Consider the following 26,261-nt stretch of genomic DNA (forward strand, 5'->3'; position numbering starts at 1 on the left):
CGCCGCCATCTGGCACAACTGGAACACCGGCGCACCCGTAAAACGGTCCCTGACCGCCTACGACCACTAACCCGAATTTCACATCAGCGATCTAGTGGGTGTCAGGGCGGCGGCCGGAGAAGGTAGCGGGTCTGCAGACGCAGGGGAAGCGGGCGCGGACACGGACGGCGCGGGAGGGGACGGCGCGGACACCGACGGCGCGGGGGTGGAGGGTGCAGACGTGGAGGGTGCGGGCGGCGCGGGTGGGGGCGGCGTGGAGGGTGCGGGTGGGGGCGGTGGGGCAGAAGTGGGGGAAGTCGAGGGTGGGGCGAGGGGTGGGTGGGGGGTTACGGGGAGGGCGGTCAGGGTTTGGGGGCCGCGGTTGATGAACAGGATGCCGGACGTCAGCCTGAGGTGCAGGCCGCCCACCGACCCCACCATCACCCCCTTACGCACACTCCGCCGCGTAAGGCGCTCACGCACAGGCGCCAGAAACAACAACAACGGACTGAACAAGAAGATCAGCCACTTGACCTCGACCACATCGATCAGCAGCCGCCCGATCGCCGAGAACCCCCGCCACACGTACCAGAACCCGTTCGACGTCAGGTAGATCATGATCCCGAGGGCCGCCACCCCCAGCCCGATCGCCACCGGCTTACGCCAGCGCGCGGCCGGTGCGGGCGGAACGCCGACGATGCGCCTCCACCCAGGCGCGCGGGCGGCCAGCGCAGCCCGGACCCGGGCGGCGGGAGCGTCGAGCGCCGCGTGCAGCGGAACACCGCCCGCCTGCGCGAAGGCCAGGACGTCTTCCCATTCGCCGGGCAGGTCGGCGAGGACGAGCCCGTCCTGGTCGAGCACCGCCAGCCCGCTCACGGTCCGCTCGTACGCGGGCAGGCCGTCGGCGCCGACGGTCGTCTGCTCGTAGCGGTAGTGGAGGAGGGCGGCGGGCGTGAGCCGTACCGGAGAAGGGGAGATGAGCAGTTCGCCCGCGGACCAGGACAGGACCGTCAGACCGGAGCGCAACTCGCTCAAAGCAGCACCTTCACGACACCCGTCAGCGCGAGCTGGACCAGGGCCAGCGGCACCAGTCCGACCCAGGCCAGCTTCTGCAGCTGGTCCTCGCGCAGCCGGGGGAAGCTGACGCGCAGCCAGATCACCACGAAGGCCAGCAGGAACACCTTGATCAGCGTCCAGATCCACCCGGCCAGGAGGGGGCCGTGCCAGCCGCCGAGGAACAACACGGTGGTCAGGAAGGAGAGCACGACGATGCCCGCGTACTCGGCGAGCATGAACAGGGCGAACCGCATCCCGGTGTACTCGGTCATCGGGCCCATGATGATCTCGGACTCGGCGATGGGCATGTCGAACGGCGGGCGGCGCAGCTCGGCGAGACCGGCGAGGAAGAAGACGACGCCGCCGATGGCCTGCCACGGCAGCCACCACCACTGCCACTGGTCCAGGATGCCGGGCAGCGAGAGGGTTCCGGCGGCCATGGCGACGGAGGAGGCGGCCAGCACGAGCGGCAGCTCGTACGACATGAGCTGGGCGGCCGAGCGCATGCCGCCGAGCACGGAGTATTTGTTGGCCGAGGCCCACCCGGCCATGATCGAGCCGAGCACGCCGATGCCCATGACGGCCAGCACGAAGAACAGGCCGAGGTCGAGGTTGACGCCGAAACCGTTCTTGTCGATGGGGATGACGATCAGCACGACCAGGTACGGCACCAGCGCCACACCAGGGGCGATCATGAAGACGCGGCGGTCGGCCGCGGCCGGGATGACGTCTTCCTTCTGGGCGAACTTGACCCCGTCGGCGATGAGCTGGGCCCAGCCGTGGAAACCCCCGGCGTACATGGGCCCGAGCCGTGACTGCATGTGCGCCATGACCTTGTGCTCGGTCTGTCCGATGATGAGCGGCAGGAGCAGGAACACCGCGAGGATGACGGCGAAGCGCAAGATCACATCAAGCATGTGGCCTAACCTCCAGTGCCCCAGTCGGCGGGTACTCCGGGTGGGAGGATCTTACGGCGGCCGGGCGAGGACTCGCCGGGTTCCTTGGCACCGGGCCAGGCCTTGGCCACGCGGGCGGCCAGGATGAAGTCCTTGCGCAGCGGGTGGCCCTCGAAGCCGTCGGGCAGGAGCAGCGGAACGAGGTAGGGATGGTCGTCGAAGGTGACGCCGAACATCTCGTACGTCTCGCGCTCGTGCCAGTTGGCGCCGCGGTAGACGCCGACGGCCGAGGCCAGCCGCGGCTCGGCGCGTGGCACCCAGGTGCGCAGCAGGAGCCGGGCGCGTTCGGCGGGGTTGTAGACGTGGGCGACGACGGTGAAGCCTTCCGGCGGGTCGTCGACGCCGGTCAGCCAGTCGAAGAACTCGTAGCCGAGTTCGTCGCGGGCGTAGGTGAGGGCCTCGGTCCAGTCGGCGGCGGCGACGTCGACGGTGTGCTCGCCGTACGACTCGCTGAGCTGGGCCCGCTCGCCCCAGGAAGAGAAGCTCACACGTCCTCCTTGTGGGCGCGCGACCAGATGTAGCGGTCGCTGAGCTTCTCCCCCGCGATCTTCTCCTGAAGCTTCATGATCCCGTAGAGCAGCGCCTCTGGCCTGGGCGGGCAGCCGGGCACGTAGACGTCGACGGGGATGATCTGGTCGACGCCGTTGGTGACGCAGTAGGAGTCCCAGTAGGGGCCGCCGGAGTTGGAGCAGGCGCCGAAGGAGATCACGTACTTGGGGTCGGGCATCTGCTCGTAGAGCCGCTTGACGGCGGGCGCCATCTTGTCGGTGACGGTGCCCGACACGATCATGAGGTCGGCCTGCCTGGGCCCGTTGGCGAATGGGATGACGCCGAACCTGATGAAGTCGTGGCGGCTGGTCGAGGTGGCGATGAACTCGATCGCGCAGCAGGCCAGGCCGAAGTTGAACACCCACAGCGAGTAGCGCCGCCCCCAGTTGAGGATGAACCGCATGGGTTTGGGTGCCAGCCGCGAGATCGGCCCCACGGTGGGCATCGGAAGATCGGCCATGTGACCATTCTCGCGCGGGTGGCGGCGGAAGAGTAGAGCCCCCTACATGTACAGCGCGGCGCGGGCGTTGTCGACGATCTCGCTCGCGATCCGCCGCGCGGCCTCGTCGAGCTCGCGGTCGATGGGCTCCATCCGTGGCGCGCGCACCATCGGTTCCGTGTACGGCCGGCCGGCCAGCAGGTCGCGGCGCAGGTGGGTGGGCGGATGGGTGGTGTCCACGCGCGCCTCCTGCCGCCGCGCGGCCAGGCGGCGCCGGTCGCGCTCGTCCTCGGGCATCTCGGCCACGTAGGCCCTGACCGCGTCCCACAGGTCCCCGCGTACCTGATGGGCCTGGGTGCCGAGGTAGTCGGCGAGGTGGGGCAGCGCCCAGAGCCCCTTGTCGATCGCGGCGAGCGCGGCCTCCGATCCGGCCACGCGCAGGGAGATGAGGTCGGCCCGGTATTCGGCACGCTGCGTGGCCCGGTAGGTGATGCGTTCGAGCGCCGTGTGGAACCCGCCGGCGACCAGCCGCAGCGGCGCCACGGCGATCTTGCCGAAGGTGAGGTGGTCGCCGTCCGTCCTGGTGGTCTCGTGCAGTTCGGCCAGCGCGCCCAGCGCGGAGCCGACGACGAACCCGTGCCGGGTGTCCTGGTTGACCGAGTGGGCGACCTCGTGCCCGAGCATCGCGATCCGCTCCTGCGGGGTCAGCGCGAGCCAGAACGGGTAGCCGAGTTCCAGGAAGCGCCTGCGCAGCGGGCCGTAGGTGCCGTAGGCGGCGTTGACCTCGCCGGAGACGACGATCATGTGGGGGCGGGGCGCGCGCAGCGCGGTGGCGATCTCGTCCACGAGCCGGAAGAGCTCGGGCGCGTCGGTACGGCCCAGCGCCACCCCGTCAGGCAGTTTCCCCGGCCGCGGCGCCATGAGCCAGGCCAGCCCGAGCGCCCCGGCGCCGAGGATGATCCCGATGAACCCGGGCCGCGTGATCAGCCAGATCCCGGCGGCGACGAGGGCGAGCGTCAGCAGGTGCACCAGCAGCGCGGCGGCGTAGGAGGCCAGTCGGGCGAGGCGGCCGCCGGTGGCGCAACCGTCGCCGACCTCGTCGGGGAGCTCTTCGGCCGGCCGCGTGCGCGGCCGGTCCCGCCATGAGGTCATGGGGCACTTTATCTGGGGCTAGGTCCAGGTCAGGACGCGCTTGCGCCAGGCGTACAGGATGCCGAGCGCGATGAAGCCGAGGAAGACGAACATCTCCACGAGCGTGGTCATGCCGTAGCCGGGGGCGGCGAAGACCGTGGCCCAGGGGAACAGGAAGACGGCGTCGACCGCGAAGACCACGTAGAGGTAGGTGAAGACGTAGTAGCGGATCTGGGACTGGGCCCAGCCGTCGCCCACCGGGTCCACTCCGCATTCGTAGGTGGTCAGCTTCTCCGCGGTCGGGCGGGTGGGGCGCAGGAGACGGTTGGCCATGAGCGCGCCGGCCACGATGGCCACGCCGATGAGCAGCAGCGCGGCGACCAGAGCGTAGTTGCCGTAGTAGCCGTCCATGGGCTGATCGTAACCTTCGTCAGCGCACCCGGCGAGGGGCGGCGCGGCTGCGGAGGGCGGGGGCCACCGGGGCTCCGTTGAGGAAGCGGCCGATGCCGTCCTCCAGGGCCTTGCCGTACACGAGCAGGGCGGCGCGCGCGGCCTCGACGGTGAGCTCGATGTCGTCGGGGGTGTGCGCGGCGGAGACCACGAACGACTGGCACAGGACGCCGTGCCGCAGGAGTTCTTGCAGGAAGAGCGTGCGGAACGGCTGTGACGGCTGCCCTTCGGCGTCCTTGGTGGTGAAGATCAGGCAGGAGGGGCGGCCGACGACCGCGACGTGGGCGGCGAGGCCGAGTTCGCGGGCGGCGGAGTTGACGCCGTCGGCGAGTGCGCGCCCGCGTTCCTCCATGACGCCGACAGGGTCGTGCTCGGTGTAGGCGCGGATGACCGCGCGCAGGGCGGTCAGCGACACCGTCTCCGCGCCGTGGGTGGACGACAGCAGGAAGACGCGGTCCCGGTCGGTACGCAGGCCGCCGAGCTCCATGACCTCGCGGCGGCCGGTCAGCGCGGAGACGGGGAAGCCGTTGCCGATGGCCTTGCCCCAGCAGGCGAGGTCGGGGCGGACGCCGTAGAACTCCTGGGCGCCGGGGTAGGCCCAGCGGTACCCGGTGATCATCTCGTCGAAGACGAGGAGCGCGCCGCGTTCCGTGCACAGGGCGCGTACGCCTTCGAGGAAGCCGGACTCGGGCTCGGCCAGGGCGGTGGCGGCCTCCATGATGACGCAGGCGATCTGCCCGGGGTGCCGGTCGAACAGCGCGCGCAGCGAGCCGAGGTCGTTGTAGGCGAAGCGGAGGGTCTGCTTCCTGGTCGACTCGGGCACGCCGGCGTTCATCTCCAGCGCGCCGACGAACCAGTCCTCGGTGGCGAAGAACGGCTGCGCGCAGACGGCGACCAGGTCGCGGCCGGTGTAGGCGCGGGACAGGCGAACGGCGCCGGAGGTGGCGTCGGAGCCGTTCTTGGCGAACTTCACCATGTCGGCGCCGGGCAGCGGGGCGAGGAAGTCCTCGGCGGCCCGCAGTTCGAGCTCGGTGGGGCGGCTGAAGCTCAGGCCCTGGTCGAGCACCTCGCGCACGGCGTCCAGCACCGGTTGATAGGCGTGCCCGAGCGTGACCGAGCGCAGGCCCATGCCGTACTCGACGAAGCAGTTGCCGTCGGCGTCCCACACCCGCGCGCCCGCGCCGCGTACGAGTACCGGCGCCATGCCCTCCGGGTACTGGTCGTCACCGCGCGCGTAGGTGTGCGCGCCGCCCGGCACCAGGTCATGGAGCTTGCGCTGAAGAAGGGTCGACTGGATGAACCCCGTAGACGGTCCTAGATCCCGCACCCATCACATCGTAGGCACGCAACTCCTTTACGTACATACCCCACTAAAGGCTCGACTCCAAGATTCCCAAGGGAAGGTAAAGCGCTCAAAGGGCACCCATAGCCTGGCCCGCATGCACAAAATGCGATTCTTCGGAGGAATCGCGCTGATTGCCGTATCCGTCGCCGGTTGCGGCATGACCACCGCCTCCCCCGAGGGCGACCATAAGGTCCCCGCCGAGCCGACGAAGATCGATTTCGTGACCCCGTCGGCAGTCAACGGGCTCGTCACCAAGACCCTCGGCGAGGGGGACGGCAGCGGCCGGTACGTGCACATCACCTACCCCGAGATCAAGGGAGCCGGCCCGCTCAACGACAAGGTCAGGCAGGAGGCGGAGCGCCAGCTGCGTGCCTTCCGCGAGTCCACCGTCAAGCACGGACCGGCCCCCCGGCCCGAGCTCAACGTGGACTGGCAACTGCCCGTCGCCTCCGACGCCGCCATCGCCGTACGGCTGCGCACGGGCGAGTTCTACGGCGCCAACTGGGGCAACGCCAACCGGACGTTCTGGTACGACGGCCGGACCAAGCAGGCCTTCCCCTCCACCGGGCTGCTCGACGGCGAGGCGGCGCTGGGCGGGCTGGCCGAGAAGGTGAGCCGGCGGCTGGAGGCCCGCGGGTCCGGCGGGGTGGGGGCGAATCCCGAACTGTTCGACTCGATGGCCTTCAACCGCGACGGGGATCTCGTGGTGGAGTTCGACGACTGCCAGGTCGGCGCCTGCTCCTTGGGGAGGGTGGCGGAAGCCGTACCGGCTGCCGAGGTGGAGCCGCTGCTGTCGGCGGCGGGACGGCGGGCGCGGGAGGCGGCCCGCGCGGCCGCGCCGCCGACGCCGGAGACCACGCCGAAGGTGACGCCCACGCACAGCCCGGAGGCGACCAGCAACCAGGCGGGCACGGTCGACTGCGCGAAGGCGAAGTGCGTCGCGCTCACCTTCGACGACGGGCCGGGGCCGCACACCGCGCTGCTGCTGGACACGTTGCGCGACGCGGGGGCGCGCGCGACGTTCTTCACGGTCGGCGTCAACGCCGCGGCCCGGCCGGACCTCCTGCGCCGGATGAGCGGCGAGGGACACCTGGTGGGCAGCCACAGCTGGGCGCACCGGGACCTGTCGAAGCTGTCGAGCAGCAAGATCGCCGACTCGCTGATCCGGACCGAGGACACGCTGACGGCCACGCTCGGTGAGCGGCCAACGCTGGTCCGGCCGCCGTACGGGGCGGTCAGCAAGGATGTGCTGGCGGTTGCGAAGGAGCTCGGGGTCTCGCTGGTCAACTGGGACGTCGACACCCGCGACTGGCGTGACAGGAAGGCGGGGGTCGTGGCCAAGCGGGCGGTCAAGGGCGCGCATCCTGGGGCGATCATCCTGATGCACGACATTCATCGCACGACCGTTGAGGCGGTTCCGGACATCCTCAAAAGACTGCGCGGGAAGGGTTACACCTTCGTCACCGTTCCAGAGTTGTACGGCTCTGCTGGGATGCAGGCCGGACGCCTGTACCTGTCGGGGGCGAGCGGTTCACGCAAGCAACCCCTGACGTAGCCTGAGCTTTGGGGGGACGTATAGTTGGCGCTCGTGACCCGAACCACCCTCTTCGCCCGCCTGCACGTCGATCTCGGCAGGCTCGCGTCCGGGCTGTGTCACCCTTAGTCGTTCTCCCCCGCCACCCCTAACTTTCAACGCGTTTACCCGCATTGTGCGGCGAGGAAACGTCTTGACCCTCCCGAGGATCTAGCATGGAAACAGAGACCGCGCCCGCTCCCGCGCAATGGCGCGTCGAGGAGGACTCGTGACCGAGCGTAGCGAGGGCACCCGCGAGCACACCGCGCCGACCAAGGAGGCGCCGTGACGAAGCAGGTTCAGCAACTCGACCGTGTGATCATCAGATTCGCCGGTGACTCCGGCGACGGCATGCAGCTCACCGGCGACCGCTTCACCGCGGGCACCGCGGAGTTCGGCAACGACCTGTCCACGTTGCCCAACTTCCCCGCCGAGATCCGCGCCCCCGCAGGAACGCTGCCGGGCGTGTCCAGCTTCCAGCTGCACTTCGCCGACCACGACATCCTCACGCCGGGGGACGCTCCGAACGTCCTGGTGGCGATGAACCCCGCCGCGCTCAAGGCCAACCTCGGCGATCTTCCCCGGGGCGCGGACATCATCGCCAACACCGACGAGTTCACCAAGCGCAACCTGCAGAAGGTCGGCTACGAGGGCAACCCCCTCGAGGACGACACGCTGTCGGAGTGGCGGGTGCACGCGGTGCCGCTGACCTCCCTCACGGTCAAGGCCCTGGAGGGCTTCGACCTGTCGAAGAAGGACGCCGAGCGCTCGAAGAACATGTTCGCGCTCGGCCTGCTGTCGTGGCTCTACCACCGGCCGACCGAGCACACGATCACGTTCCTGGAGCAGAAGTTCGCGAAGAAGCCCGAGATCGCCAAGGCGAACATCGCGGCCTTCCAGGCGGGCTGGAACTTCGGCGAGACGACCGAGTCGTTCTCGGTCTCCTACGAGATCAAGCCGGCCAAGCTGGCGCCGGGTGTCTACCGCAACATCTCCGGCAACCAGGCGCTCGCCTACGGCCTCATCGCCGCGAGTGTGCAGGCCAAGCTGCCGCTGTTCCTCGGCTCCTACCCGATCACCCCGGCCAGCGACATCCTGCACGAGCTGTCCAAGCACAAGAAGTTCGGCGTGCGGACGTTCCAGGCCGAGGACGAGATCGCCGGCGTCGGCGCCGCCCTGGGCGCGGCCTTCGGCGGCGCGCTGGGCGTGACCACCACGTCGGGTCCCGGCGTCGTGCTGAAGGGCGAGACGGTCGGCCTCGCGGTCATGACCGAACTGCCGCTCATCCTGGTGGACGTGCAGCGCGCGGGCCCCTCCACCGGCATGCCGACCAAGACCGAGCAGACCGACCTGCTGATGGCCATGTTCGGCCGCAACGGCGAGTCGCCGGTGCCGATCGTGGCGCCCAGTTCGCCGAGCGACTGCTTCGACGCGGCCATCGAGGCCGCGCGGATCGCGGTGAAGTACCGCACGCCGGTCTATCTGCTGTCCGACGGCTACCTGGCCAACGGCTCCGAGCCGTGGCGCCTGCCCGAGGTCTCCGACCTGCCGGACATCTCCACCGAGTTCGCGGTCAAGAACGGCGACGAGGAGTTCCTGCCCTACAAGCGGGACACCGAGACGCTCGCCCGCGCCTGGGCCATCCCCGGCACGCCGGGCCTGGAGCACCGCATCGGCGGCATCGAGAAGGCCGAGGGCAGCGGCAACATCTCCTACGACCCCAACAACCACGACCTCATGGTCCGGCTGCGCCAAGCCAAGATCGACGGGATCGACGTCCCCGATCTGGAGGTCGACGACGTCCACGACGGCACCAAGGTGCTGGTGCTGGGCTGGGGCTCGACGTACGGGCCCATCGCGGCGGCGGTGCGGCGGATCAGGAAGGCCGGCGGCAAGGTCGCCCAGGCCCACCTGCGCCACCTCAACCCGCTGCCCGCCAACGTCGGCGAGGTGCTCAAGAGCTACGACAAGGTGCTGCTGCCCGAGATCAACCTGGGACAGCTGGCCCTGCTCCTGCGCGCGAAGTTCCTGGTGGACATCATCAGCTACAACCGCGTACGCGGGCTTCCGTTCAAGGCCGAGGAGCTGGCCGGAGTCATTCAGGACGTGATTGAGAAATGACCGAGCTGGTCAACGGCAAGGGGCTGAACCTCATCCCCAAGACCGACGTGAAGCAGACACTCAAGGACTTCAAGTCCGACCAGGAGGTGCGCTGGTGCCCGGGTTGCGGTGACTACGCGATCCTGGCCGCGGTGCAGAGCTTCCTGCCGGAGCTGGGGCTCAAGCGGGAGAACATCGTCTTCGTCTCCGGCATCGGCTGCTCCTCGCGGTTCCCGTACTACCTCAACACCTACGGTTTCCACTCGATCCACGGCCGCGCGCCGGCGATCGCGACGGGGCTGGCGGCCAGCCGTCCCGACCTGTCGGTGTGGGTGATCACGGGCGACGGCGACGCGCTGTCGATCGGCGGCAACCACCTCATCCACGCGCTGCGCCGCAACGTCAACCTGAACGTCCTGCTGTTCAACAACAGGATCTACGGTCTGACCAAGGGCCAGTACTCGCCCACCTCCGAAGTCGGCAAGATCACCAAGTCGACGCCGATGGGTTCGCTGGACAAGCCGTTCAACCCGATCTCGCTGGCCATCGGCGCCGAGGCCTCGTTCGTGGCACGCACGATCGACTCCGACCGCAAGCACCTGCAGTCGGTACTGCGCGAGGCCACCGCGCACCGGGGCACGTCGCTGGTGGAGATCTACCAGAACTGCAACATCTTCAACGACAACGCCTTCGAGCCGCTCAAGGACCCCGAGGTCCGCGACGACATCACGCTGCGCATGGAGCACGACCAGCCGATCGTGAGCACCTCCAAGGCCGTGGTCAGGGCGGCCAACGGCGGCATCGAGGTGGTCGCGCGCGATTCGGTGAGCGAGGACCAGATCCTCGTCCACGACGCGCACAACCCGGACCCGTCGCTCGCGTTCGCGCTCAGCAGGCTCGACGAGCCCGCGTTCGAGCACGTGCCGATCGGCATCTTCCGGCAGGTGGACCGCCCGGCCTACGACGTGCTCATGGCCGAGCAGCTGGAGCAGGCGGCGGCCGGGAAGGGCCCGGGAGATCTCAGCGAGCTTCTGCTGGGCGGAGACACCTGGCGCATCGGCTGAGCCGAGCTGACAATGTCTCCGTAGCGGAACCTCTGTCGCGGAGACTCACTTGGCTGCCAAGAGCGTGCTGTCTGCCGTCTTGCTCTTGGCGGCCACCTTTCTCGGCTTACCGGCGGTAGCACCACCGCCGGTCGTAGCCGTGCACGTCACCGTCGTGGAGTCCGAGCAAGCGCCGGTCGAACCCGACTGCGGCGGCCACCCGTGCCGCCTGACCAGGACTCCACGGCACGCTTGGCCCGCGCACTGCTCGCCCAAGCGCTCCTCGCCCGTCGCCACGGCCACCGCCGCCGCGCGCCCGCAACGGCGCCGCCAGGAGATCCGCAGGTACGTCCCGCGACGCCGCGCGCGAAGTCACCGCCGCCTCGCACGGGCGGGACCCGACCCCGATCCCCACCATCCCGGCCACCCCCCGCCCAGTCCGAGGGGGCCGCCGCCCCTCCGTTCAGGCACGTTCCGACATGTCATGAAGGAGGGAAAAGAGAATGCCGCAATGGCAAGGAACTCGCGTGCTGGTCACCGGCGCCAGCGGGTTCATCGGATCGCACCTCGCGCGCAGGCTCGAACTGCTCGGCGCCGAGGTGCACGCGGTGAGCAGGCAGCCGCAGCCGCAGGTCGGAGCCGAGATCTGGCACCAGTGCGACCTGCGCGAGGCCGCGCCCACCGCCGACCTCCTGGGCACGATCCGGCCCGGCCTGGTCTTCCACCTGGCCAGTGAGGTCACCGGCATCAGGGACGTCGGCATGGTCAGAGCCATGCTGGACGGCAACCTGGTCGCCGCGGTCAACCTGCTCACGGCCGCGGCGGGACAGCCCATGAAGCTGGTCTTCGCCGGGTCCATCGAGGAAATGCGCTCCGCGGAGAGCGTGCCGCACTCGCCGTACTCCGCGGCCAAGTCCGCGGCCACGGTGTACGCCCGGCTCTTCCACCATCTGTGGTCGGTGGACGTGTCCGTGCTGCGCATCGCGATGGTGTACGGCCCCGGCCAGCGGGACATCGCCAAGCTGGTGCCGTACGTGACCACGGAGCTGCTCAACGGACGTTCTGCCCGGATCGGCAGCGGCTCCCGGCTGGTCGACTGGATCTACATCGACGACGTGATCGAGGCGTTCGTCGCGGCGGCGGAGAGCGAGAAGGCCGCCGGTGGCATGTACGACGTGGGCAGCGGGGTGGGCGTGTCCATCAGGGACACGATCGAGCTGCTCCATCGTCTGGCCGCCAGCCCGATCACGCCCCAGTACGGCGCGCTGCCCGACCGGCAGCTCGACCGCGCCCATATCGCCGACGTCGGCCCCGCCGGGACGACACTCGGCTGGCAGCCCAGGACCTCACTCGTCGACGGGCTGAAGAACACGATCGCCTGGTACGCCGACCAGCAGCGAAAGTCCTGATCAGGGGTGGCAGACCGGCGACCCCGGCCTGCCACCGCTCAGACGCTCTCCGGCGCCAGCCGCCGCATCGACGGCAGCTGGCTGAGCTGAAGGACGCTGTAGCCGAACAACAGCACGCCCAAGGGGAGATGCAGGGTCACCGCCTGCGCGATGCCCAGCGCGATCTGCGCCAGGACGAGAACGAAGAACCCGGCCGAGTACAGGACGGGCCGGGCGGCGCCGCCGCCCCGCCGCCACACCAGGATCACCGCGACCAGGTGCACCAGCGCCGCGGCGAACACCGAGTACGCCGAGGCGCTGTGCAGCGCCCGTCCGCTGGGCGCGGTCAGCAGCAACCCGGCGGTGATCGGGGCGCTGAAAAGGGTCACGGCTTGCAGGATGATCGCGACACGCAGAAACACGGGTGACTCCTCGACGGCCAGGACGGCGCTGGATGGATCTGTCATGAGTCCGACGCCGTAGCCCGCCGAAATGTGAGGCCTCACATTCCCCGCGGCTGTGTCGTCGGACCTCCAAGACACCCGCCGACCCTAGGGAGAAGCCCCATGTCCGCATCCATCGAGTCCCGCCTGCCCGACCCCATGCAGTTCTTCCCCGAGGTGGGAACGGTCGCCGGCGCCATGTCCAAGGCCGCCCACAACGGTGCGATCCCGGCCCTCACCATCATCCTGGTCCAGCTGCGCGCCGGGCAGATCGCCGGCAGCACGTACCACACCGTCCGGCAGACCGAACTGCTGCGCAAGGCCGGGGAGACGGAGGAGCGCATCGCCGCCCTGCCGTCCTGGCGGGACGCCCCGTACTTCACCGACGCCGAGCGGGTCGCGCTGGAACTCGTGGAGGCCGTCCTCACCCCGAACCCGACCGGGGAGCGCGTCCCCGACGAGCTGTACGCCAGGGCGGCGGCCCTCTACGACGACAAGGCGCTCTGGACGCTCATCCTCACGATCGGCCAGATCTGCTTCTTCATTCCGGTCGCCCTCATCGCCAAGCCGATCCCCGGCCGGCCGCTCGGAAAGAACTACAGCAAGGTGGCCGAAGGTGGCCTACCTGGGTAGAACGCTGGCGCGGTGGCAGCCCGTAGGCGAAGATGACGCGGTGGGATCTCCCTTGCGGAACTTATTCGTCGACGGTCCAAATTCCGTCGCGGCAAAGGCGCGGGCGCGCCGCTGGCGGTGGGTGGCGGAAAGCTTTCCCGACCTGGGACAGATGAACGTCATCGACCTCGGCGGCACCGCCACCGCCTGGATGCGCGCCCCGATCAAACCGGCCAGCGTCCACGTCATCAACCTGGCGCACGATGACCAGGAGCTGCCGAGCTGGCTCAGGACGGAAGTGGGCGACGCCTGTGACCTGCCCAAACGCATTCTGGGCGACGACTACGACCTGGTCTTCTCCAACGCGGTGATCGAGCACGTGGGCGGCTACGCCAGGCGGCAGGCGTTCGCGGACGCGGTGCACTCGCTCGCCGGGCGGTTCTGGGTCCAGACGCCCTACAGATACTTTCCGGTCGAGCCGCATGTGCTTTTTCCTTTCTACCAATTCCTGCCGCTGAACGTCCGGGCCCGGATCAACCGGCGCTGGCCGCTGGTGCACACCAAGTCCCCCGACTGGCCGGCCGCGCTCCAGGACGCGCTGGAAATCGAGCTGATCGGCCGCGCGGAAATGGCGCTGCTTTTCCCCACCGCGCGGATGAGGGCCGAAAGGGTGGCGGGGCTCACCAAATCGCTGATCGCGATCAAGGCGTGACCGTCTCGGTCGGGCTGGCCGGCGCCGGGCCGTGGGCGCGGGCGTTTCACGCGCCGACGTTCGCCGCGGGTCCAGAAACCCGGCTGGCGGGTGTCTGGTCGCGCGATCCCGGCAACGCGGCGCGGATCGGCGTGCCGGTGTTCGCCACGTTCGACGAGCTTTTGGAACGTTGCGACGCCGTGGTCTTCGCCGTACCGCCGGATGTGCAGGCGACGCTGGCGGTCCTGGCGGCGCGGGCGGGCCGGGCCGTACTGCTGGAAAAGCCGCTCGCGCTCGACGTCGCGGCGGCGGAGCGGGTGGCGGCGGAGGTCGGGCGGGCGGGCGTGCCGAGCATGCTGACGCTGACCAACCGCTTCCGTCCCGGCGTGCGCGCGTTCCTGCGCGCGTGCGCCGGGACCAGCCTGTACGGCGGGCGGGCCTGCCAGCTCACCAACGAGTTCCGCGACGGCACGTTCGCCCACAGCCCATGGCGCGACAGGGGCGGCGTCCTGTACAACACCGGCCCGCACGGCCTCGACCTGCTCGACGCCGCCCTCGGCACGATCAAGGAGGTCAGCTCGGCCGGCTCGGCCGTGCACATGCTGACCTGCCTGCACGAGGGCGGCGCGGTCAGCCAGCTGACGCTGTCGGGCCAGGTGCCGGGCGTCGGCAAGCGCACGGTCTACGAGATGTACGGCCCGCACGGCGAGCTCCGCCTGGACCTGGCCGACCTGGCCGGCGACTCCGGGCCGACCAGGGCGGCGCTGCGCGCGGAGTTCGCCGCGGCGGTGCGCGAGTGGCGTCCCCATGAGATCGACGTGAACAGGGGCCTGCACCTGCAAAAACTGCTGGCCGCGGTGTAACGGGGCCATCCGCCGCCCGATTACCTAAAGCTGACCTGGGAGGGGCATGTGGGGGATTCGGTCGTCAACCTGACCGTGCACGGCATCGGCGAGACCCGCCGGGCGCTCGATCCGGGCGAGGATCTGACCTGGGTGAGCGTGGAACGGTTCGAGCAGGTCATGGACGCGGTGGTGGGCCGGCCCGACGTGCGGATCACCTTCGACGACGGCAACGCCTCCGACCTGGAGATCGCGCTGCCGAGGTTGCTGGAGCGGGGACTGCAGGCCGAGTTCTTCGTGCTGGCCGGCGAGCTCGGCAAGCCGGGCCGCCTGGACGAGGACGGGGTGCGGGCGCTGGTGGCCTCCGGGATGCGGGTGGGCTCGCACGGCTGGGCGCACCGCGACTGGCGGCGCGTATCGGCGCGCGAGGCCGAGCAGGAACTGGCCCAGGCGCACGCGGTGCTGAGCGAGGTGTCCGGGCGCCGGGTGTCGCGGGTGGCGATCCCGTTCGGCTCCTACGACCGCCGCGTGCTGGCCAGGCTCCGGCGGGCGGGGGTGAGCCGGGCGTACACCAGCGACGGCGGGCGGGCCAGGCCCGGCGGCTGGCTGCAGGCGCGCACCAGCCTCAAGCACGATCTGGACAGCGCGTGGATCGAGCGGGTCCTGCACGCCGGGACGTCGCTGCGCGATCTGGGCGCCCGCCTCTACAAAAGGACACGCCGTTGAAGCGGATCGCGGTGGTGATCGTCACCTACAACAGCGCCGACGTGATCGACGGCTGCCTGCGCTCGATCGTCGCGGGTTCGGAGGGCGTGAAACTCATCGACGTGGTGGTCGCCGACAACGCCTCCAAGGACGACAGCGTGGCGCTGGCGAAGGCGGGCGGGGCGCGGGTGGTGGAGGTGGGCTCGAACGCGGGGTACGCGGCGGGCTTCAACGCCGCCGTCGCCGCGCTCGACCTGGGGGAACTGGACGCCGTCTACCTGATCAACCCGGACTGCCGGCTGCGGCCGGGGTCCATCCTGCCGCTGGCTGAGGCGGCCTGGCGGGGGATCGCGGCGCCGTACATGGTGAATCCGGACGGCTCGCTGCAGCCGTCGCTGCGGCGGATGCCGTCGATCGGCCGGGCCGCGGTGGAGGCGGCCATCGGCGGGATCAGGGCGGGCCGGCTCGGCAGGCTGGGCGAGCTGGTGACGCACCCGAGCGAGTACGCCGAAGCGCGCGAGGTCGCCTGGGCGACCGGCGCGGCGCTGTGCATGTCGGCGAAGATGCTGGCCGAGCTCGGTCCGTGGGAGGAGTCGTTCCTGCTCTACAGCGAGGAGACCGAGTACTGCCTGCGCGCCGCCGACCACGGCTGGGCCACCTGGTACGAGCCGGCGTCGGTGATCGAGCACATCGGCGGCGACTCGGCGGTCAACCCGTCGCTGGCGGCGCTGCTGATGATCAACAAGGTGACGTTGTTCCGGCGCCGGCGCGGCCCGCTGGCCGGGGGCCTGTACTTCCTGATCGTGCTGCTCGGCGAGGCGGCGCGGGCGCTGACCGGGCGCAGGACCTCGCGCGAGTGCGTGGCCTGGCTGCTGCGGCCGTCCCGGCGCTGGAAGAGCCTGCCGCAATGAGGCTGCTGCCCTTCCACGAGCTCACGCTGGAACAGCTCGACACCTGGCACGGGCTGCGCGCGGCCAATCCGGCGCTGGACAGTCCCTTCTTCCATCCGCGCTTCGCCGGGGCGGTGCACGCGAGCGGCCGGGCCGTGCACGTGGCCGTGGGCGAGGGCGCGCTGCTGGCCTGCCATCGGATCGGCTCGACGCTGCGTCCCGCCGGGTGGCCGGGTGCCGACTTCCAGGGGCCGCTGCTGGCGCCGGGGACCGCCTTCGAGCCGCTGCGGCTGCTCGGCAAGGGGGTGACGGGGTTCGAGTTCGACCACCTGGTGGAGGGGGTGGCGGGCTTCGAGCGGTGGACGGTCACGCGGCGGGCCTCGCCGTACGTGGAGGTGGAGGGCGGGCTCGACGGCTACCTCGCGCGCGCGTCGAAGGCGGGCAAGGACAACATGGGGCAGGCGCGCAGGCGCGCGGCCAAGGCCGGGCGCGAGCTGGGGCCGGTGCGCTTCGCCGCCGACAGCCTGGACGAGGACGCGCTGGCTCAGGTGATCGACCTGAAGCGGGCCCAGTACCGGGCGACGGGCGCGCGCGACTACTTCGCCGAGTCCGGCCGCACGGACCTGCTCAAGCTGCTCCTGCACACCCGCGAGCCGGACTTCTCGGGCATCCTGTCGACCCTGCACGCCGGCCCGCACCTGCTGGCCGCGCACTTCGGGATCAGGTCGGGCGGGGTGCTGCACTGGTGGTTCCCCGTCTACGACCCCGGCCACGCCAAGCTGGCGCCGGGCTGGATCCTGCTGCGTGAGCTGGTGCTGGCGGCGCCGTCCCTGGGCGTGGAGCGCATCGACCTCGGGCGCGGCGACGACGAGTACAAACGCCGCGCCAAGACGGGCGAGACGACCGTAGGTCAAGGTCTGGTCACCCGAAATCCGGTACGGCGGGCCGCCCGCACCGCCCTGGAGCGGGCCAGGCCCACGCTGAGCCGGATGAAGCGCCGCCTAACGTAGCCGCCGCTCCAGCGGCCGTTCGACATACCGGTAGAGCGCCCACGAGGCGGCGAGCGCGAGCGCGAGCATGCCCGCGACCGCCAGCAGCACGACGGGAACCGGCCGGTCGCCACCGACCAGCCGCCCCGCCACTCTGATCACCGGCTGGTGGACGAGGTAGAAGGCGAAGGAGATCTCCCCCAGCCACACCATGGGCCGCGAGGCCAGGAACGAGACCCGCTCCCCCAGGTTGTCACTGGTCGCCGCGGCCGCGATCAGCAGCGCGAACGGCCCCGCCGTCCACGCCACCCACCCCCAGCGCTCCCACACGAACGGCACCGTGGCATAGGCGGCCAGCGCGATCACCGCCGCGACCGGCAGGCCGGGCCCCCGCCAGCGCCCGGAGGCGACCAGCAACGCCAGCGCGATGCCCAGCGCGAACTCCAGCGCCCGCGTGACCGGGAAGATCCAGACGAACCAGTAGGCGATCTCGTCACCCATCGGCTGCGACAGCAGCGGCACCGCCCAGATGCCCGCGAGTATCCCGCCCGCCACCCAGCCCAGCAGGTGCGCGGGCACCCGTCGCAGCAACGGCAGCAGCACCGGGAAGGCAGCGTAGAACGCGAGCTCGCACGACAGCGACCAGGCGGGTGTGTTGCCGCCGAAGTAGTAGGCCTCGACCGGCACCCAGCTCTGCAGCAGCACCAGCCCGCTCAGCGCGGGACCGGCGGAGACGGCGGCGCCGGAGACGGCCAGCAACGCCAGGACGGCGAGCCAGGTCAGGACGTGGTTGGGCAGGACACGCGCCGCCCTGCGCCGCCAGAAGACGCCGGAGGAGGTGCCGGGCCGCGCCGACCAGGTCAGCACCATCCCGGACAGGATAAAGAAGAAGGGGACACCGGCGGCGCCCGCGGAGAAAAGGGCGGACAGCACCGCCTTCAACGCCGGGTCGCTGGTGAGCCCGGCCGCGTGGATATGGAAACCGAAGACCGCGAAGGCGGCGATCCACCGTAACCCGGTCAGTGAATCCAGCCTCTTGCGAGTTACTACGAGCTCGCTCATCACCCGTAAATATCACGACCTGCCGCCTCTCGTAACGTTCCAAGCGCAGGTATCGATATCCGAGACGTGGGCGGGGGGATGCGCTGCCCTTGCTTGTCTGGAGGGCAGATGAGGATCAGCGTCTTCGGCCTCGGATACGTCGGCTGCGTCTCGGCCGCGTGTCTCGCTTCGATGGGCCACGAGGTCGTCGGAGTGGACGTCAATCCGGAGAAGGTCGAGCTCATCTCCCGCGGGCTCGCGCCCGTGGTGGAGGAGCGGATCGGCGAGCTCACGCGGGAGGTGGTGCAGGATGGCAGGCTGCGCGCCACCACCGACGCGGTCGCGGCCCTGGCGGCCAGCGACCTCTCGCTGATCTGCGTGGGAACGCCGTCGGCGGCGAACGGAAGCCTGTCGACGGCCTTCCTGGAGCGTGTGGCCGAGCAGATCGGGCGGGCGATCGACGGGACGCGCAGGCACACGGTCGTCTTCCGCAGCACCATGCTGCCGGGCACCTGCGCGGACCTGCTCGTCCCGATTCTGGAGCGCGCCTCGGGCCTGAAGGCGGGGACACATTTCGGGGTGGCGGTGAATCCCGAGTTCCTGCGCGAGGGCACCAGCGTGCGCGACTTCTTCGACCCGCCGAAAACGGTGATCGGGGAATCCGATCGCGAGACGGGCGATCTGGTCGCCGCGTTATACCGGGATTTACCGGGTGAGGTATTCCGCGTCCCGATTCCCGTCGCCGAGATGACGAAATATGCCGACAACGCGTTCCATGCGGTGAAAATTGGTTTCGCCAATGAGATCGGCGCCATCTCCCAGGCCCTCGGCATCGACTCCCACCGCGTCATGGACATCTTCCTGGCCGACAGGAAGCTCAACGTCTCCCCCGCCTATCTGCGCCCCGGCTTCGCCTTCGGCGGCTCCTGCCTGCCCAAGGACCTGCGCGGCCTGGTCTACGCCGCGCGCCGGGCCGACGTCTCCGTACCGCTGCTCTCCCACGTGCTGCCCGCCAACGAGGCGCACCTGCGGCGCGCGCTCGACCTGGTCATCGGCGCCGACCGGCGCAAGGTCGGGCTGTTCGGGCTGTCGTTCAAGCCCGGCACCGACGACCTGCGCGAGAGCCCGCTCGTCGAGATGGCCGAGCACCTGCTCGGCAAGGGCTACGACCTGCGCATCTACGACGCGAACGTCACCCTGTCGCGGCTGATGGGCGCCAACCGCGCCTACGTCGAGCAGCGCCTGCCGCACCTGGCCGACCTGCTCACCGACTCCGCGCAGGAGGTGCTCGACCACGCCGAGGTGTGCGTGGTCGGCTGCAAGGACCAGGCCGTGCTCGACGTGCTCACGCGCGCCGGGGACCGCCCGGTCATCGACCTCGTCCGCCTGCCCGACGCCGAGCGGCGGCGGGCTGAACCTGGATATGTGGGCCTTGGCTGGTAGGAAAGCGCTGATCCTTGTCGAGAACCTCTCCGTGCCGATGGACCGGCGTGTCTGGCAGGAGAGCACGACGCTGCGCGACGCGGGCTGGGAGGTGCACGTCATCTGCCCGCAGGGCGCCAAACAGGACACCGAGCCGTACGCCGTCATCGACGGCATCACCATCCACCGCTACCCGCTGACCGCCGCGACCGGCGGCCCCAAGGGCTACCTCAAGGAGTACGGCACCGCCCTGTGGCACACGTTACGCCTGTCCAGGCGCGTGGGCCCGGTCCACGTGGTCCACGGCTGCAACCCGCCCGACTTCTTCTTCCTCGTCGCCCTCCTGGCCAAGCTGCGCTGGCGCAGCCGTTACGTCTTCGACCAGCACGACCTCATCCCCGAGCTGTACGAGTCCCGCTTCACCCGCGGCCGCGACCTGCTCTACCGGGCGGTCTGCGCCCTGGAGAGGGCCACCTACCGGGTCGCCGACGTCGTCATCGCCACCAACGAGTCCTACCGGCAGGTGGCGCTCACCCGCGGCGGCAAGCGGCCGGAGGACGTCTTCGTCGTCCGCAGCGCCCCCGTCGTCGAGCGCTTCCACCAGGTACCGCCCGAGCCCGAGCTGAAAAAGGGCCGCCCCCACCTGCTGTGCTACCTGGGCGTCATGGGGCCGCAGGACGGCGTCGACTACGCGCTGCGCGCCCTGGCCAAGCTCCGTGACGAGCTGGGCCGCGACGACTGGCACGCGGTCTTCGTCGGCGGCGGCGACACGTTCGAGGCCATGGTCGAGCTGTCGAGGACGCTCGGGCTGGAGGACGTGGTGGAGTTCACCGGCCGCATCCCCGACGCGGACCTGCTGCGCTATCTGTCCACGGCGGACGTCTGCCTGGCGCCCGACCCGCTCAACCCGCTCAACGACGTCTCCACGATGAACAAGATCATGGAGTACATGGCGATGGCCCGGCCGATCGTCTCCTTCGACCTGCGCGAGGCCAGGGTCTCGGCGGGCGAGGCGGCCCGGTACGCGCCGCCCAACGACGAGTCGGAGTTCGCCAAGCTGATCGCGCTGCTGCTGGACGACCCGGACGAGCGCCGCAGGATGGGCGAGATCGGGCAGGCCCGGGTGTCGGGGCCGCTGTCCTGGGCGAACTCGCGTACCGCGCTGCTGGCCGCCTACGAGGCCGCCGTCGCCTCGTCATGAGCTCAGCGGCTGCTGGCGTCGGTTCCCCAGTCGGCGGGGCGGCCGCGCCGTACCCGGGTCAGGAGACGGTCGGCGAGGAGGACGGCGAGGTAGCAGCCGGCGTCGAGCACGCTCACCCGGCCGGCGCGCAGCAGCGCGCCCAGATCGCCCAGCCGCAGCGGCACCGCGTTGACCGGCCGGCCGAGGTCGGCGAGCTGCCGGTTGCCCAGCCGCACCCGCACGCGGCGGCGCAGGTGCGCGCGGACCGAGCGCGCGGGACGCACCACCGAGCTCGCTCCGTCCACGACCACGCGCTCGTGCGGCGCGAAGCTCGCGTGCACCCAGCCGTCGTCGGACAGCACGTCGGGCAGCGGGAAGACGCGGGCGTGCCCCTCCTTGCCCAGCGCGTAGACGCCGACGCCGGCCAGCGCGCGGTGCGGCGCCACGAGCGCGTCGTGCACGCGGTGCACCCGCCCGGCCACCCACGTGGCGCCCTCCAGATCCCAGACCGGCCTGGGCGCGGCGGCCAGCACGCCCGGCCGGGCCAGCGCGGCCGCGAGCGCGCGGGCGGAGTCCGCGTCGAGCCCCACGTCGGCGTCGGCGTAGATCCGCGGAAAGGCGCCGCAGGCGGCGTCGCCCATCCGCAACGCGTTGGCCTTGCCCACGACCGGCGTCTCCAGCACCCGCACGCCGGGGCGCGCGGCGGCCGATACGGTGGCGTCGGCGCAGGCGTTGGCCACCACGATCACCTCGAACTCGCCCGGAGCCGCGCCGCCGAGCAGCCGGTCGAGTCCGGCCGCGATGACCGCTTCCTCGTTGTGCGCGGGGATGACGATGCTGGCGACGGGATTCACCTGTCGTTCCCTTCGGAAGGCCGACCATGAGAGTAGAGCGGACCGCCCTGGACGGGGTCCTGCTGTTCGTTCCGACACCGCACCGTGACGATCGGGGCCTGTTCACGCGGACGTTCGACGCGGTGCTCGCGGCCGAGCACGGCATCGACCCGGCCGCGTTCGTGCAGGACAGCCAGTCGCGCTCGCGCCGGGGCACGATTCGCGGAATGCACGGGCGGGCCGGGCGCGGTGAGGCCAAACTGGTGAGATGTGCGCGAGGGGCGGTCCGTGACATGCTCGTCGACATCCGGCCGGGTTCGCCGACGTTCGGCCGGAGCCAGGCGGTCACGCTCGACGACGAGAGCTTCGTGACCCTCTACGTGCCCGCTGGATTCCTGCACGGTTTCCAGGCCCTGACCGAGCAGACCGACGTCTGCTACCGCATCGACCGCGAGCACGACCCGTCCGAGGACCTCTCGGTCCGCTACGACGACCCGGACCTCAAGATCGACTGGCCGCTGCCCGCCGCGGCGGTCAGCGCGCGTGACCTCGCCGCCGGATCGTGGGCGGGACTGCTCGACCGCCTGACCTGAAGGAGTGGCTGCGATGCGACGGTTGTTCAAGGTCCTGCCCGTGCTCGCCGCGCTGGTGATGACGGCGGCGTGCACGGCCGCGGGCGGCCAGGTGCCGTCGAGCGGGGCCCTGACCCCGCGGGGCGGGCCGACCGTCACCGTCACGGTGACCGCCTCGGCGAACCCGTCGCCGAGCGCCTCCCCGCTGACCGGCACCGGCAAGCCGCAGCCGACGCCGAAGGCCACGAGCAGGCCGACCGCGCTGGGCCCGCGCCAGGTCGTCGCGCCCGACGGCCGCGCCTGCCCCGACCACCCGACGGCCGCCTGCACCGGCGTGCCGCCCGGCACCAAGCTCACCGAGGCCGTGCTCAACGACAGCGGCCAGGCCCACCGCGTCGACATGGCCGGGCGGCGGCTCGACCGCGTGCACATCAAGGGCGACCTGGTCGTCCTGGCCGACGACGTGGTGATCACCAACAGCGTGATCGACGGCCGCATACTCAACGAGAAGGACAGGAAGCTCAAGCGCTTCACGATCAGCGACAGCACGGTCGGCCCCGAGCAGGGCTGCGACAGCCTGCCCGGTATCGGGGACGGCGAGTTCACCGCGGTCCGCGTGCACGTACGCAACCACGGCGACGGCATCCGCTTCTCCGGCGACAACATCGTCGTCCAGGACTCCTTCATCGACCTGTGCTCCAACCCGAAGGACCACTCCGACGGCATCCAGGGCTACTACGGCAGAAGCAACCTGTTCTTCGACCACAACACCATCGACCAGCGCGGCGTCGTCGACCACAACGCGCCGATCTTCATCCCGCGCACGCAGAACCCCGACGCGGAGAACGTCGTGATGACCAACAACCTGCTGATGGGCGGCACGTTCAGCATCCAGCTCTGGGACATCGGCGGGTACGTGATCTTCCGCAACAACCTGCTCGTCGACAACACCTGGGACTACAAACCGGCGGAGGTCGAGTGCGCCACCGTCGACTGGCGCGACAACAAGCTCGTGACCATCGACGACGCCTACCGGGTGACCGGGGTGGTCGGGCCGCTGGACTGCATGGGCTGAGCCTCCTGCCTGGCGACGCGCAGCAGCGCGCCGCAGGCTCCGATCAGCAGGAACATCAGGCCGGTCACGGTGGCGAAGGCGAGCAGGTCGAAGGTGGCCGAGGCCACGATCGGGGCCAGCATGACACCGCCCAGCGTGAGTCCGAGGTCGCGGACGTGCGGGTCCTTGCTGAGCCTTCTGGCCCACAGCCCGGCCGCGATGCCCAGCGCCATCATGATCACGTAGATGGCGGTGCCGATCAGGCCCAGGTCGATGGCGGTCTGCATGTACTGGTTGTCGAACACCTGATATTTCGGGAAATACCAGCTACCGGTGCCGCGCCCCAGCCACAGATGTCGCTCGATCTCGGCGATGGCGATGCCGTAGTCGTGCGTGCGGTACTGCACGCTGGAGTCGGTGAAGAAGTTGACGAACAGGTCGAGGAAGGTGCCCAGCAGGCCGGGCACCGCCACCTTCATCACCGCCAGGAAGCCGGCGAGCACGGCCAGCGCCCGCAGCCGCCGCTTCCACGTCCATCCGCACACCAGCACCGCGCCGATCGCCACCAGGCTCAGCACCGCCGAGCGCGAGACCGAGAACATCAGCCCGGCCCCGATCATCGCCGTACACGCCCACCAGCGCAGGTACGGCTGGCCCAGGGCCTTGGCGCGCAGCGCGTAGTGCGCGGCGATCGGCAGCAGCATCGCGCTGATCACGCCGAACTCGATCGGGTGCGCGGTGGTCGCGGCGACCCTGCGTACCGAGCCGCGCTCGAAGACGTACAGGTCCTCCCAGCTCAGCCGGAGTCCGGGCAGCACCAGGTAGCGCGTGATGTCGAAGCCGGTCACGAACTGGATGGCGCCGATGACGCCGATGATCGCGCCACCGGCCACCGCCGCCTTCAGCACGAGGTTCAGCCGCTCGATCCCGCGTACGCCGTCGCAGACCAGCAGCCCGATGCCCAGGTTGGCCAGCAGCAGGAAGAGGTTCTGGTCGGCCAGGTTCAGCTCGTCGGAGGGCAGCCAGTGGTAGGTGCCGTAGCCGTAGCTGACCAGGTTCGCGGTGAAGAACAGGAACAGGCCGGAACGTGCCATGTTGCGGCCCTTGGCCGCCCCGAGCGTGGTGGTCAGCTGGGTGATCAGCCACAGCACCAGCCCGATCATGCCGATGATCGCCGCCGGCGTGACCGACAGCGGCAGCCCGCGCACGATGAGCGCGGCCGGCGTCGTCAGCAGGATCACGATGTAGATGCAGGCGATCGTGGCCCCGTCGGCGCGCGGGCCGGCGAACATCCCGTCGATGTCGGCCACCTGCACCGGCCGGTGCCCGTTGAGGCTGGGCAATCCGGTGGGCCGGAAGTCGATGGCCATGGTCAGGGCACCCGCTCGGGCATGACCACCTCGGGCAGGCCCGCGTCCTTGGCCACCCGCCTGCGCCGGGCCAGCGCGAAGCTCTCCGCGGCGTAGGCGGAGGTCAGCGCGGCCATGCCGCCGAGCGCCAGCGCCACGACCATGGCCCGCGACTTGCGGGCCAGCCGGGGCTCAGGCGCGGTGGGCGCCACGACGTCGGTGACCACGATGTAGGTCGTGGCCGGGGCGGCGACCTGCATCTCCCGCTCGCGCAGTTCCACCCGCGCGCGGGCGCTGACCCGCTGCACCAGCTCACGCGACAGGTCCGGCGACGGGCTCTCCACCTCGATGTACACCAGCGGCCCGTTGGCCATCGCCTCCAGGTTGCTGCTGCCGTTGTTGACGCTCAGCTCGACCGCGCCACCGGGGGGCGCGCCCAGTTCGGTGGCCACGTCGGGCGAGTTGAGCGCGGCGATGAGGATCGAGGCCGTGGCGGTCAGCCCGCGCTCGGTGACGATCAGCGGGTTGAGCTCCGGGTTGGGCTCCTTGGGGTTGTACGGCAGCACCCCGCCGTTCTTGGGCAGGGTCAGGGCGATCACGGCGTTCGACGCGTACTGCACCGGCACCGTGCGGTAGACCGCGAGCGAGGCGAAGATCGCCAGCGCGAACGCGGGCAGCACCACGTACCAGCGCCGGAACAGCACGCCGATCGTGCTCCAGAAGTCCATGGCGCTCCCGTCAGCCGCCGCGCTCGGTGGCCACGGCGTCCTCGGGCTCGCTGTCGTCCTCCGGCTCCTCCGCCTTGGCCTTGCCGTTGCCGTTGGAGGTCTCCTCCGCGACCACGGCGGGGAAGGAGTCGGTCGGCATGTCGTCCTCGTCCGCGACGGGCTCCGGGCGTTTGTCCGGAATCTGCGCGTGGACCACCAGTTCCTTCTCCGGTACGGCCGGCGCCCGCGCCACCCGCCGCCGGGCACGACGGCGCTCCAGCCCGTACACGATGCTGATGCCGAGGAACATCGCGATCACGAAGCCCATCGCGGCGCCCATGAACTTGTCCATGGCGTCCGACTCGGGCGGTGTGGGCGGCACGATGTCCATGAGCACCACGTACGTGGCCGTCGGCGCGCCCAGCTCCCGTTGCCGGCCGTCGAGCTCGCGGATCAGCCGCTCACGCGCCTTGGCCACGACGTCGGCCGACGCCCTGGCCGAGGTGCTGGTGGCCTCCACGTAGAGGAACGGCCCGTCCATGCCGATGAGCCGGGGGCTGGTGCTGCCGTCGTTGACGACCAGCTCGGTGGGCCCGTCCTTGGGCGCGCCCAGCTCGGCCCGCGTCTCCTCGACGCTCAGCGCGAGCACCAGCGTGGCGACGGCGGTGCTGAGCCCCTCGGTCTGGATGAGCAGCGGGTTGCCGCCGCCGCCCGGGTTGACCGCGTTGCGGTTGACGATGCCGCCGTTGACCGGCGGGGACACCATCATGATGGTGCTCGACATGTAGCGGACCGGGATGACGGCGAAGGTCGCCGCCGCGACGCCTACGGCGGCCAAGGCGACTGGGATCCCAATGCGCTTCTGCAGGAGGAGGCGCAGGAGCGCCTTCCAGAAATTCACGTGCCGGTCTCCCCCTCAGTG

At 70.4% G+C, this 26,261-nt stretch carries 28 protein-coding genes; 15 read left to right on the forward strand and 13 right to left on the reverse strand.

All coding sequences use genetic code 11. The annotated features are described in order from the left end of the window. Window positions 1-78 precede the first annotated feature (78 nt). Genes ACFWY5_RS51700 through ACFWY5_RS51730 form a run of 7 tightly spaced genes read right to left on the reverse strand, consistent with a single transcriptional unit; the run spans window position 79 to window position 5,887 of the window. Entirely contained in the window at window positions 79-1,014 is a 936-nt protein-coding gene (locus tag ACFWY5_RS51700) for a hypothetical protein (RefSeq protein WP_379639449.1), read from the reverse strand. After that, the gene (locus ACFWY5_RS51705; RefSeq protein WP_379615338.1) at window positions 1,011-1,952 is read right to left on the reverse strand and encodes an NADH-quinone oxidoreductase subunit H; all 942 of its coding nucleotides are present in this window, start codon (window positions 1,950-1,952) and stop codon (window positions 1,011-1,013) included. The genes ACFWY5_RS51700 and ACFWY5_RS51705 overlap by 4 nt, the downstream gene beginning before the upstream one ends. 5 nt (window positions 1,953-1,957) lie before the next feature. Beyond that, entirely contained in the window at window positions 1,958-2,479 is a 522-nt protein-coding gene (locus ACFWY5_RS51710; protein WP_379615340.1) for an NADH-quinone oxidoreductase subunit C, read from the reverse strand. After that, on the reverse strand, window positions 2,476-2,985 hold the full coding sequence (locus ACFWY5_RS51715) for an NADH-quinone oxidoreductase subunit B (protein WP_379615455.1): 510 nt from the start codon (window positions 2,983-2,985) through the stop codon (window positions 2,476-2,478). Before ACFWY5_RS51715 ends, ACFWY5_RS51710 begins: the two co-directional genes overlap by 4 nt. 57 nt (window positions 2,986-3,042) lie before the next feature. Beyond that, the gene (locus ACFWY5_RS51720) at window positions 3,043-4,131 is read right to left on the reverse strand and encodes a M48 family metallopeptidase (protein WP_379639450.1); all 1,089 of its coding nucleotides are present in this window, start codon (window positions 4,129-4,131) and stop codon (window positions 3,043-3,045) included. An 18-nt stretch (window positions 4,132-4,149) separates the two neighbouring features. Next, complete coding sequence (locus ACFWY5_RS51725; RefSeq protein ID WP_379615344.1) at window positions 4,150-4,521, reverse strand: NADH-quinone oxidoreductase subunit A; 372 nt, start codon at window positions 4,519-4,521, stop codon at window positions 4,150-4,152. A 19-nt stretch (window positions 4,522-4,540) separates the two neighbouring features. Then, window positions 4,541-5,887: a glutamate-1-semialdehyde 2,1-aminomutase gene (locus tag ACFWY5_RS51730; RefSeq protein ID WP_379639452.1), complete on the reverse strand. Its 1,347-nt coding sequence runs from the start codon at window positions 5,885-5,887 to the stop codon at window positions 4,541-4,543. A gap of 112 nt (window positions 5,888-5,999) precedes the next feature. Here ACFWY5_RS51730 and ACFWY5_RS51735 point away from each other — a divergent pair, with 112 nt between their 5' ends. From ACFWY5_RS51735 to ACFWY5_RS51755, 5 genes are all read left to right on the forward strand, one after another. Next, a complete protein-coding gene (locus ACFWY5_RS51735; RefSeq protein ID WP_379639453.1) occupies window positions 6,000-7,460 on the forward strand; it encodes a polysaccharide deacetylase family protein in 1,461 nt (486 codons plus the stop codon). A 33-nt stretch (window positions 7,461-7,493) separates the two neighbouring features. Beyond that, entirely contained in the window at window positions 7,494-7,568 is a 75-nt protein-coding gene (locus ACFWY5_RS51740; RefSeq protein WP_376773454.1) for a putative leader peptide, read from the forward strand. Between the two features lie 195 nt (window positions 7,569-7,763). Continuing rightward, window positions 7,764-9,599, forward strand: a complete 1,836-nt coding sequence (locus ACFWY5_RS51745; RefSeq protein WP_379615350.1) for a 2-oxoacid:acceptor oxidoreductase subunit alpha — start codon at window positions 7,764-7,766, stop codon at window positions 9,597-9,599. Continuing rightward, window positions 9,596-10,642, forward strand: coding sequence for a 2-oxoacid:ferredoxin oxidoreductase subunit beta (locus ACFWY5_RS51750; RefSeq protein WP_379615353.1), 1,047 nt, complete (start codon window positions 9,596-9,598; stop codon window positions 10,640-10,642). Before ACFWY5_RS51745 ends, ACFWY5_RS51750 begins: the two co-directional genes overlap by 4 nt. A gap of 506 nt (window positions 10,643-11,148) precedes the next feature. Next, the gene (locus tag ACFWY5_RS51755; RefSeq protein WP_379639454.1) at window positions 11,149-12,030 is read left to right on the forward strand and encodes an NAD-dependent epimerase/dehydratase family protein; all 882 of its coding nucleotides are present in this window, start codon (window positions 11,149-11,151) and stop codon (window positions 12,028-12,030) included. Window positions 12,031-12,068: 38 nt separating this feature from the next. Here the strand turns inward: ACFWY5_RS51755 and ACFWY5_RS51760 are convergent, their stop codons facing one another. Then, on the reverse strand, window positions 12,069-12,476 hold the full coding sequence (locus tag ACFWY5_RS51760) for a hypothetical protein (RefSeq protein WP_379615358.1): 408 nt from the start codon (window positions 12,474-12,476) through the stop codon (window positions 12,069-12,071). A gap of 99 nt (window positions 12,477-12,575) precedes the next feature. Between ACFWY5_RS51760 and ACFWY5_RS51765 the strand changes: the two genes are divergently transcribed. The 6 genes from ACFWY5_RS51765 to ACFWY5_RS51790 are packed head-to-tail and all read left to right on the forward strand — an operon-like array spanning window position 12,576 to window position 17,202. Further along, window positions 12,576-13,085 carry a carboxymuconolactone decarboxylase family protein gene (locus ACFWY5_RS51765; protein WP_379615360.1) on the forward strand — a complete coding sequence of 170 codons (510 nt, stop codon included), beginning with the start codon at window positions 12,576-12,578 and terminating at the stop codon, window positions 13,083-13,085. Further along, window positions 13,069-13,776, forward strand: coding sequence for a hypothetical protein (locus tag ACFWY5_RS51770; protein ID WP_379615362.1), 708 nt, complete (start codon window positions 13,069-13,071; stop codon window positions 13,774-13,776). Before ACFWY5_RS51765 ends, ACFWY5_RS51770 begins: the two co-directional genes overlap by 17 nt. Next, window positions 13,773-14,618, forward strand: coding sequence for a Gfo/Idh/MocA family protein (locus ACFWY5_RS51775; protein ID WP_379639455.1), 846 nt, complete (start codon window positions 13,773-13,775; stop codon window positions 14,616-14,618). The genes ACFWY5_RS51770 and ACFWY5_RS51775 overlap by 4 nt, the downstream gene beginning before the upstream one ends. Window positions 14,619-14,666: 48 nt before the next feature. Beyond that, window positions 14,667-15,323 (forward strand): polysaccharide deacetylase family protein, encoded by a 657-nt coding sequence (locus ACFWY5_RS51780; protein WP_379639456.1) that lies wholly within the window; start codon window positions 14,667-14,669, stop codon window positions 15,321-15,323. Continuing rightward, on the forward strand, window positions 15,320-16,213 hold the full coding sequence (locus ACFWY5_RS51785; protein ID WP_379615368.1) for a glycosyltransferase family 2 protein: 894 nt from the start codon (window positions 15,320-15,322) through the stop codon (window positions 16,211-16,213). The genes ACFWY5_RS51780 and ACFWY5_RS51785 overlap by 4 nt, the downstream gene beginning before the upstream one ends. Continuing rightward, a complete protein-coding gene (locus ACFWY5_RS51790) occupies window positions 16,210-17,202 on the forward strand; it encodes a GNAT family N-acetyltransferase (protein WP_379639457.1) in 993 nt (330 codons plus the stop codon). Before ACFWY5_RS51785 ends, ACFWY5_RS51790 begins: the two co-directional genes overlap by 4 nt. On the opposite strand, the gene ACFWY5_RS51795 is transcribed toward ACFWY5_RS51790, so the two are convergent. Further along, window positions 17,194-18,243, reverse strand: a complete 1,050-nt coding sequence (locus ACFWY5_RS51795) for an acyltransferase family protein (RefSeq protein WP_379615372.1) — start codon at window positions 18,241-18,243, stop codon at window positions 17,194-17,196. The genes ACFWY5_RS51790 and ACFWY5_RS51795 overlap by 9 nt on opposite strands. 108 nt (window positions 18,244-18,351) lie before the next feature. Between ACFWY5_RS51795 and ACFWY5_RS51800 the strand changes: the two genes are divergently transcribed. After that, on the forward strand, window positions 18,352-19,665 hold the full coding sequence (locus ACFWY5_RS51800) for a nucleotide sugar dehydrogenase (RefSeq protein WP_379639458.1): 1,314 nt from the start codon (window positions 18,352-18,354) through the stop codon (window positions 19,663-19,665). A gap of 37 nt (window positions 19,666-19,702) precedes the next feature. Continuing rightward, complete coding sequence (locus tag ACFWY5_RS51805; RefSeq protein ID WP_379639459.1) at window positions 19,703-20,845, forward strand: glycosyltransferase family 4 protein; 1,143 nt, start codon at window positions 19,703-19,705, stop codon at window positions 20,843-20,845. A 2-nt stretch (window positions 20,846-20,847) separates the two neighbouring features. Here ACFWY5_RS51805 and ACFWY5_RS51810 read toward each other — a convergent pair whose 3' ends face one another. Next, a complete protein-coding gene (locus ACFWY5_RS51810) occupies window positions 20,848-21,678 on the reverse strand; it encodes a glycosyltransferase (RefSeq protein WP_379639461.1) in 831 nt (276 codons plus the stop codon). Between the two features lie 26 nt (window positions 21,679-21,704). On the opposite strand from ACFWY5_RS51810, the gene ACFWY5_RS51815 reads away from it, so the two are divergent. Both ACFWY5_RS51815 and ACFWY5_RS51820 read left to right on the forward strand, forming a co-directional pair. Next, window positions 21,705-22,250 (forward strand): dTDP-4-dehydrorhamnose 3,5-epimerase family protein, encoded by a 546-nt coding sequence (locus ACFWY5_RS51815; RefSeq protein WP_379615381.1) that lies wholly within the window; start codon window positions 21,705-21,707, stop codon window positions 22,248-22,250. Between the two features lie 13 nt (window positions 22,251-22,263). Beyond that, on the forward strand, window positions 22,264-23,304 hold the full coding sequence (locus tag ACFWY5_RS51820; protein ID WP_379615383.1) for a hypothetical protein: 1,041 nt from the start codon (window positions 22,264-22,266) through the stop codon (window positions 23,302-23,304). On the opposite strand, the gene ACFWY5_RS51825 is transcribed toward ACFWY5_RS51820, so the two are convergent. Genes ACFWY5_RS51825 through ACFWY5_RS51835 form a run of 3 tightly spaced genes read right to left on the reverse strand, consistent with a single transcriptional unit; the run spans window position 23,259 to window position 26,240 of the window. Then, window positions 23,259-24,653 carry an O-antigen ligase family protein gene (locus ACFWY5_RS51825; protein WP_379639462.1) on the reverse strand — a complete coding sequence of 465 codons (1,395 nt, stop codon included), beginning with the start codon at window positions 24,651-24,653 and terminating at the stop codon, window positions 23,259-23,261. The two genes, ACFWY5_RS51820 and ACFWY5_RS51825, sit on opposite strands and share 46 nt — an antisense overlap. Before the next feature lie 2 nt (window positions 24,654-24,655). Then, on the reverse strand, window positions 24,656-25,360 hold the full coding sequence (locus ACFWY5_RS51830; protein WP_379615387.1) for a hypothetical protein: 705 nt from the start codon (window positions 25,358-25,360) through the stop codon (window positions 24,656-24,658). A gap of 10 nt (window positions 25,361-25,370) precedes the next feature. Beyond that, complete coding sequence (locus ACFWY5_RS51835) at window positions 25,371-26,240, reverse strand: hypothetical protein (RefSeq protein ID WP_379639463.1); 870 nt, start codon at window positions 26,238-26,240, stop codon at window positions 25,371-25,373. Window positions 26,241-26,261 lie beyond the last annotated feature (21 nt).

The sequence above is a fragment of the Nonomuraea sp. NPDC059007 genome, from assembly GCF_042740555.1.
Lineage (GTDB): Bacteria > Actinomycetota > Actinomycetes > Streptosporangiales > Streptosporangiaceae > Nonomuraea.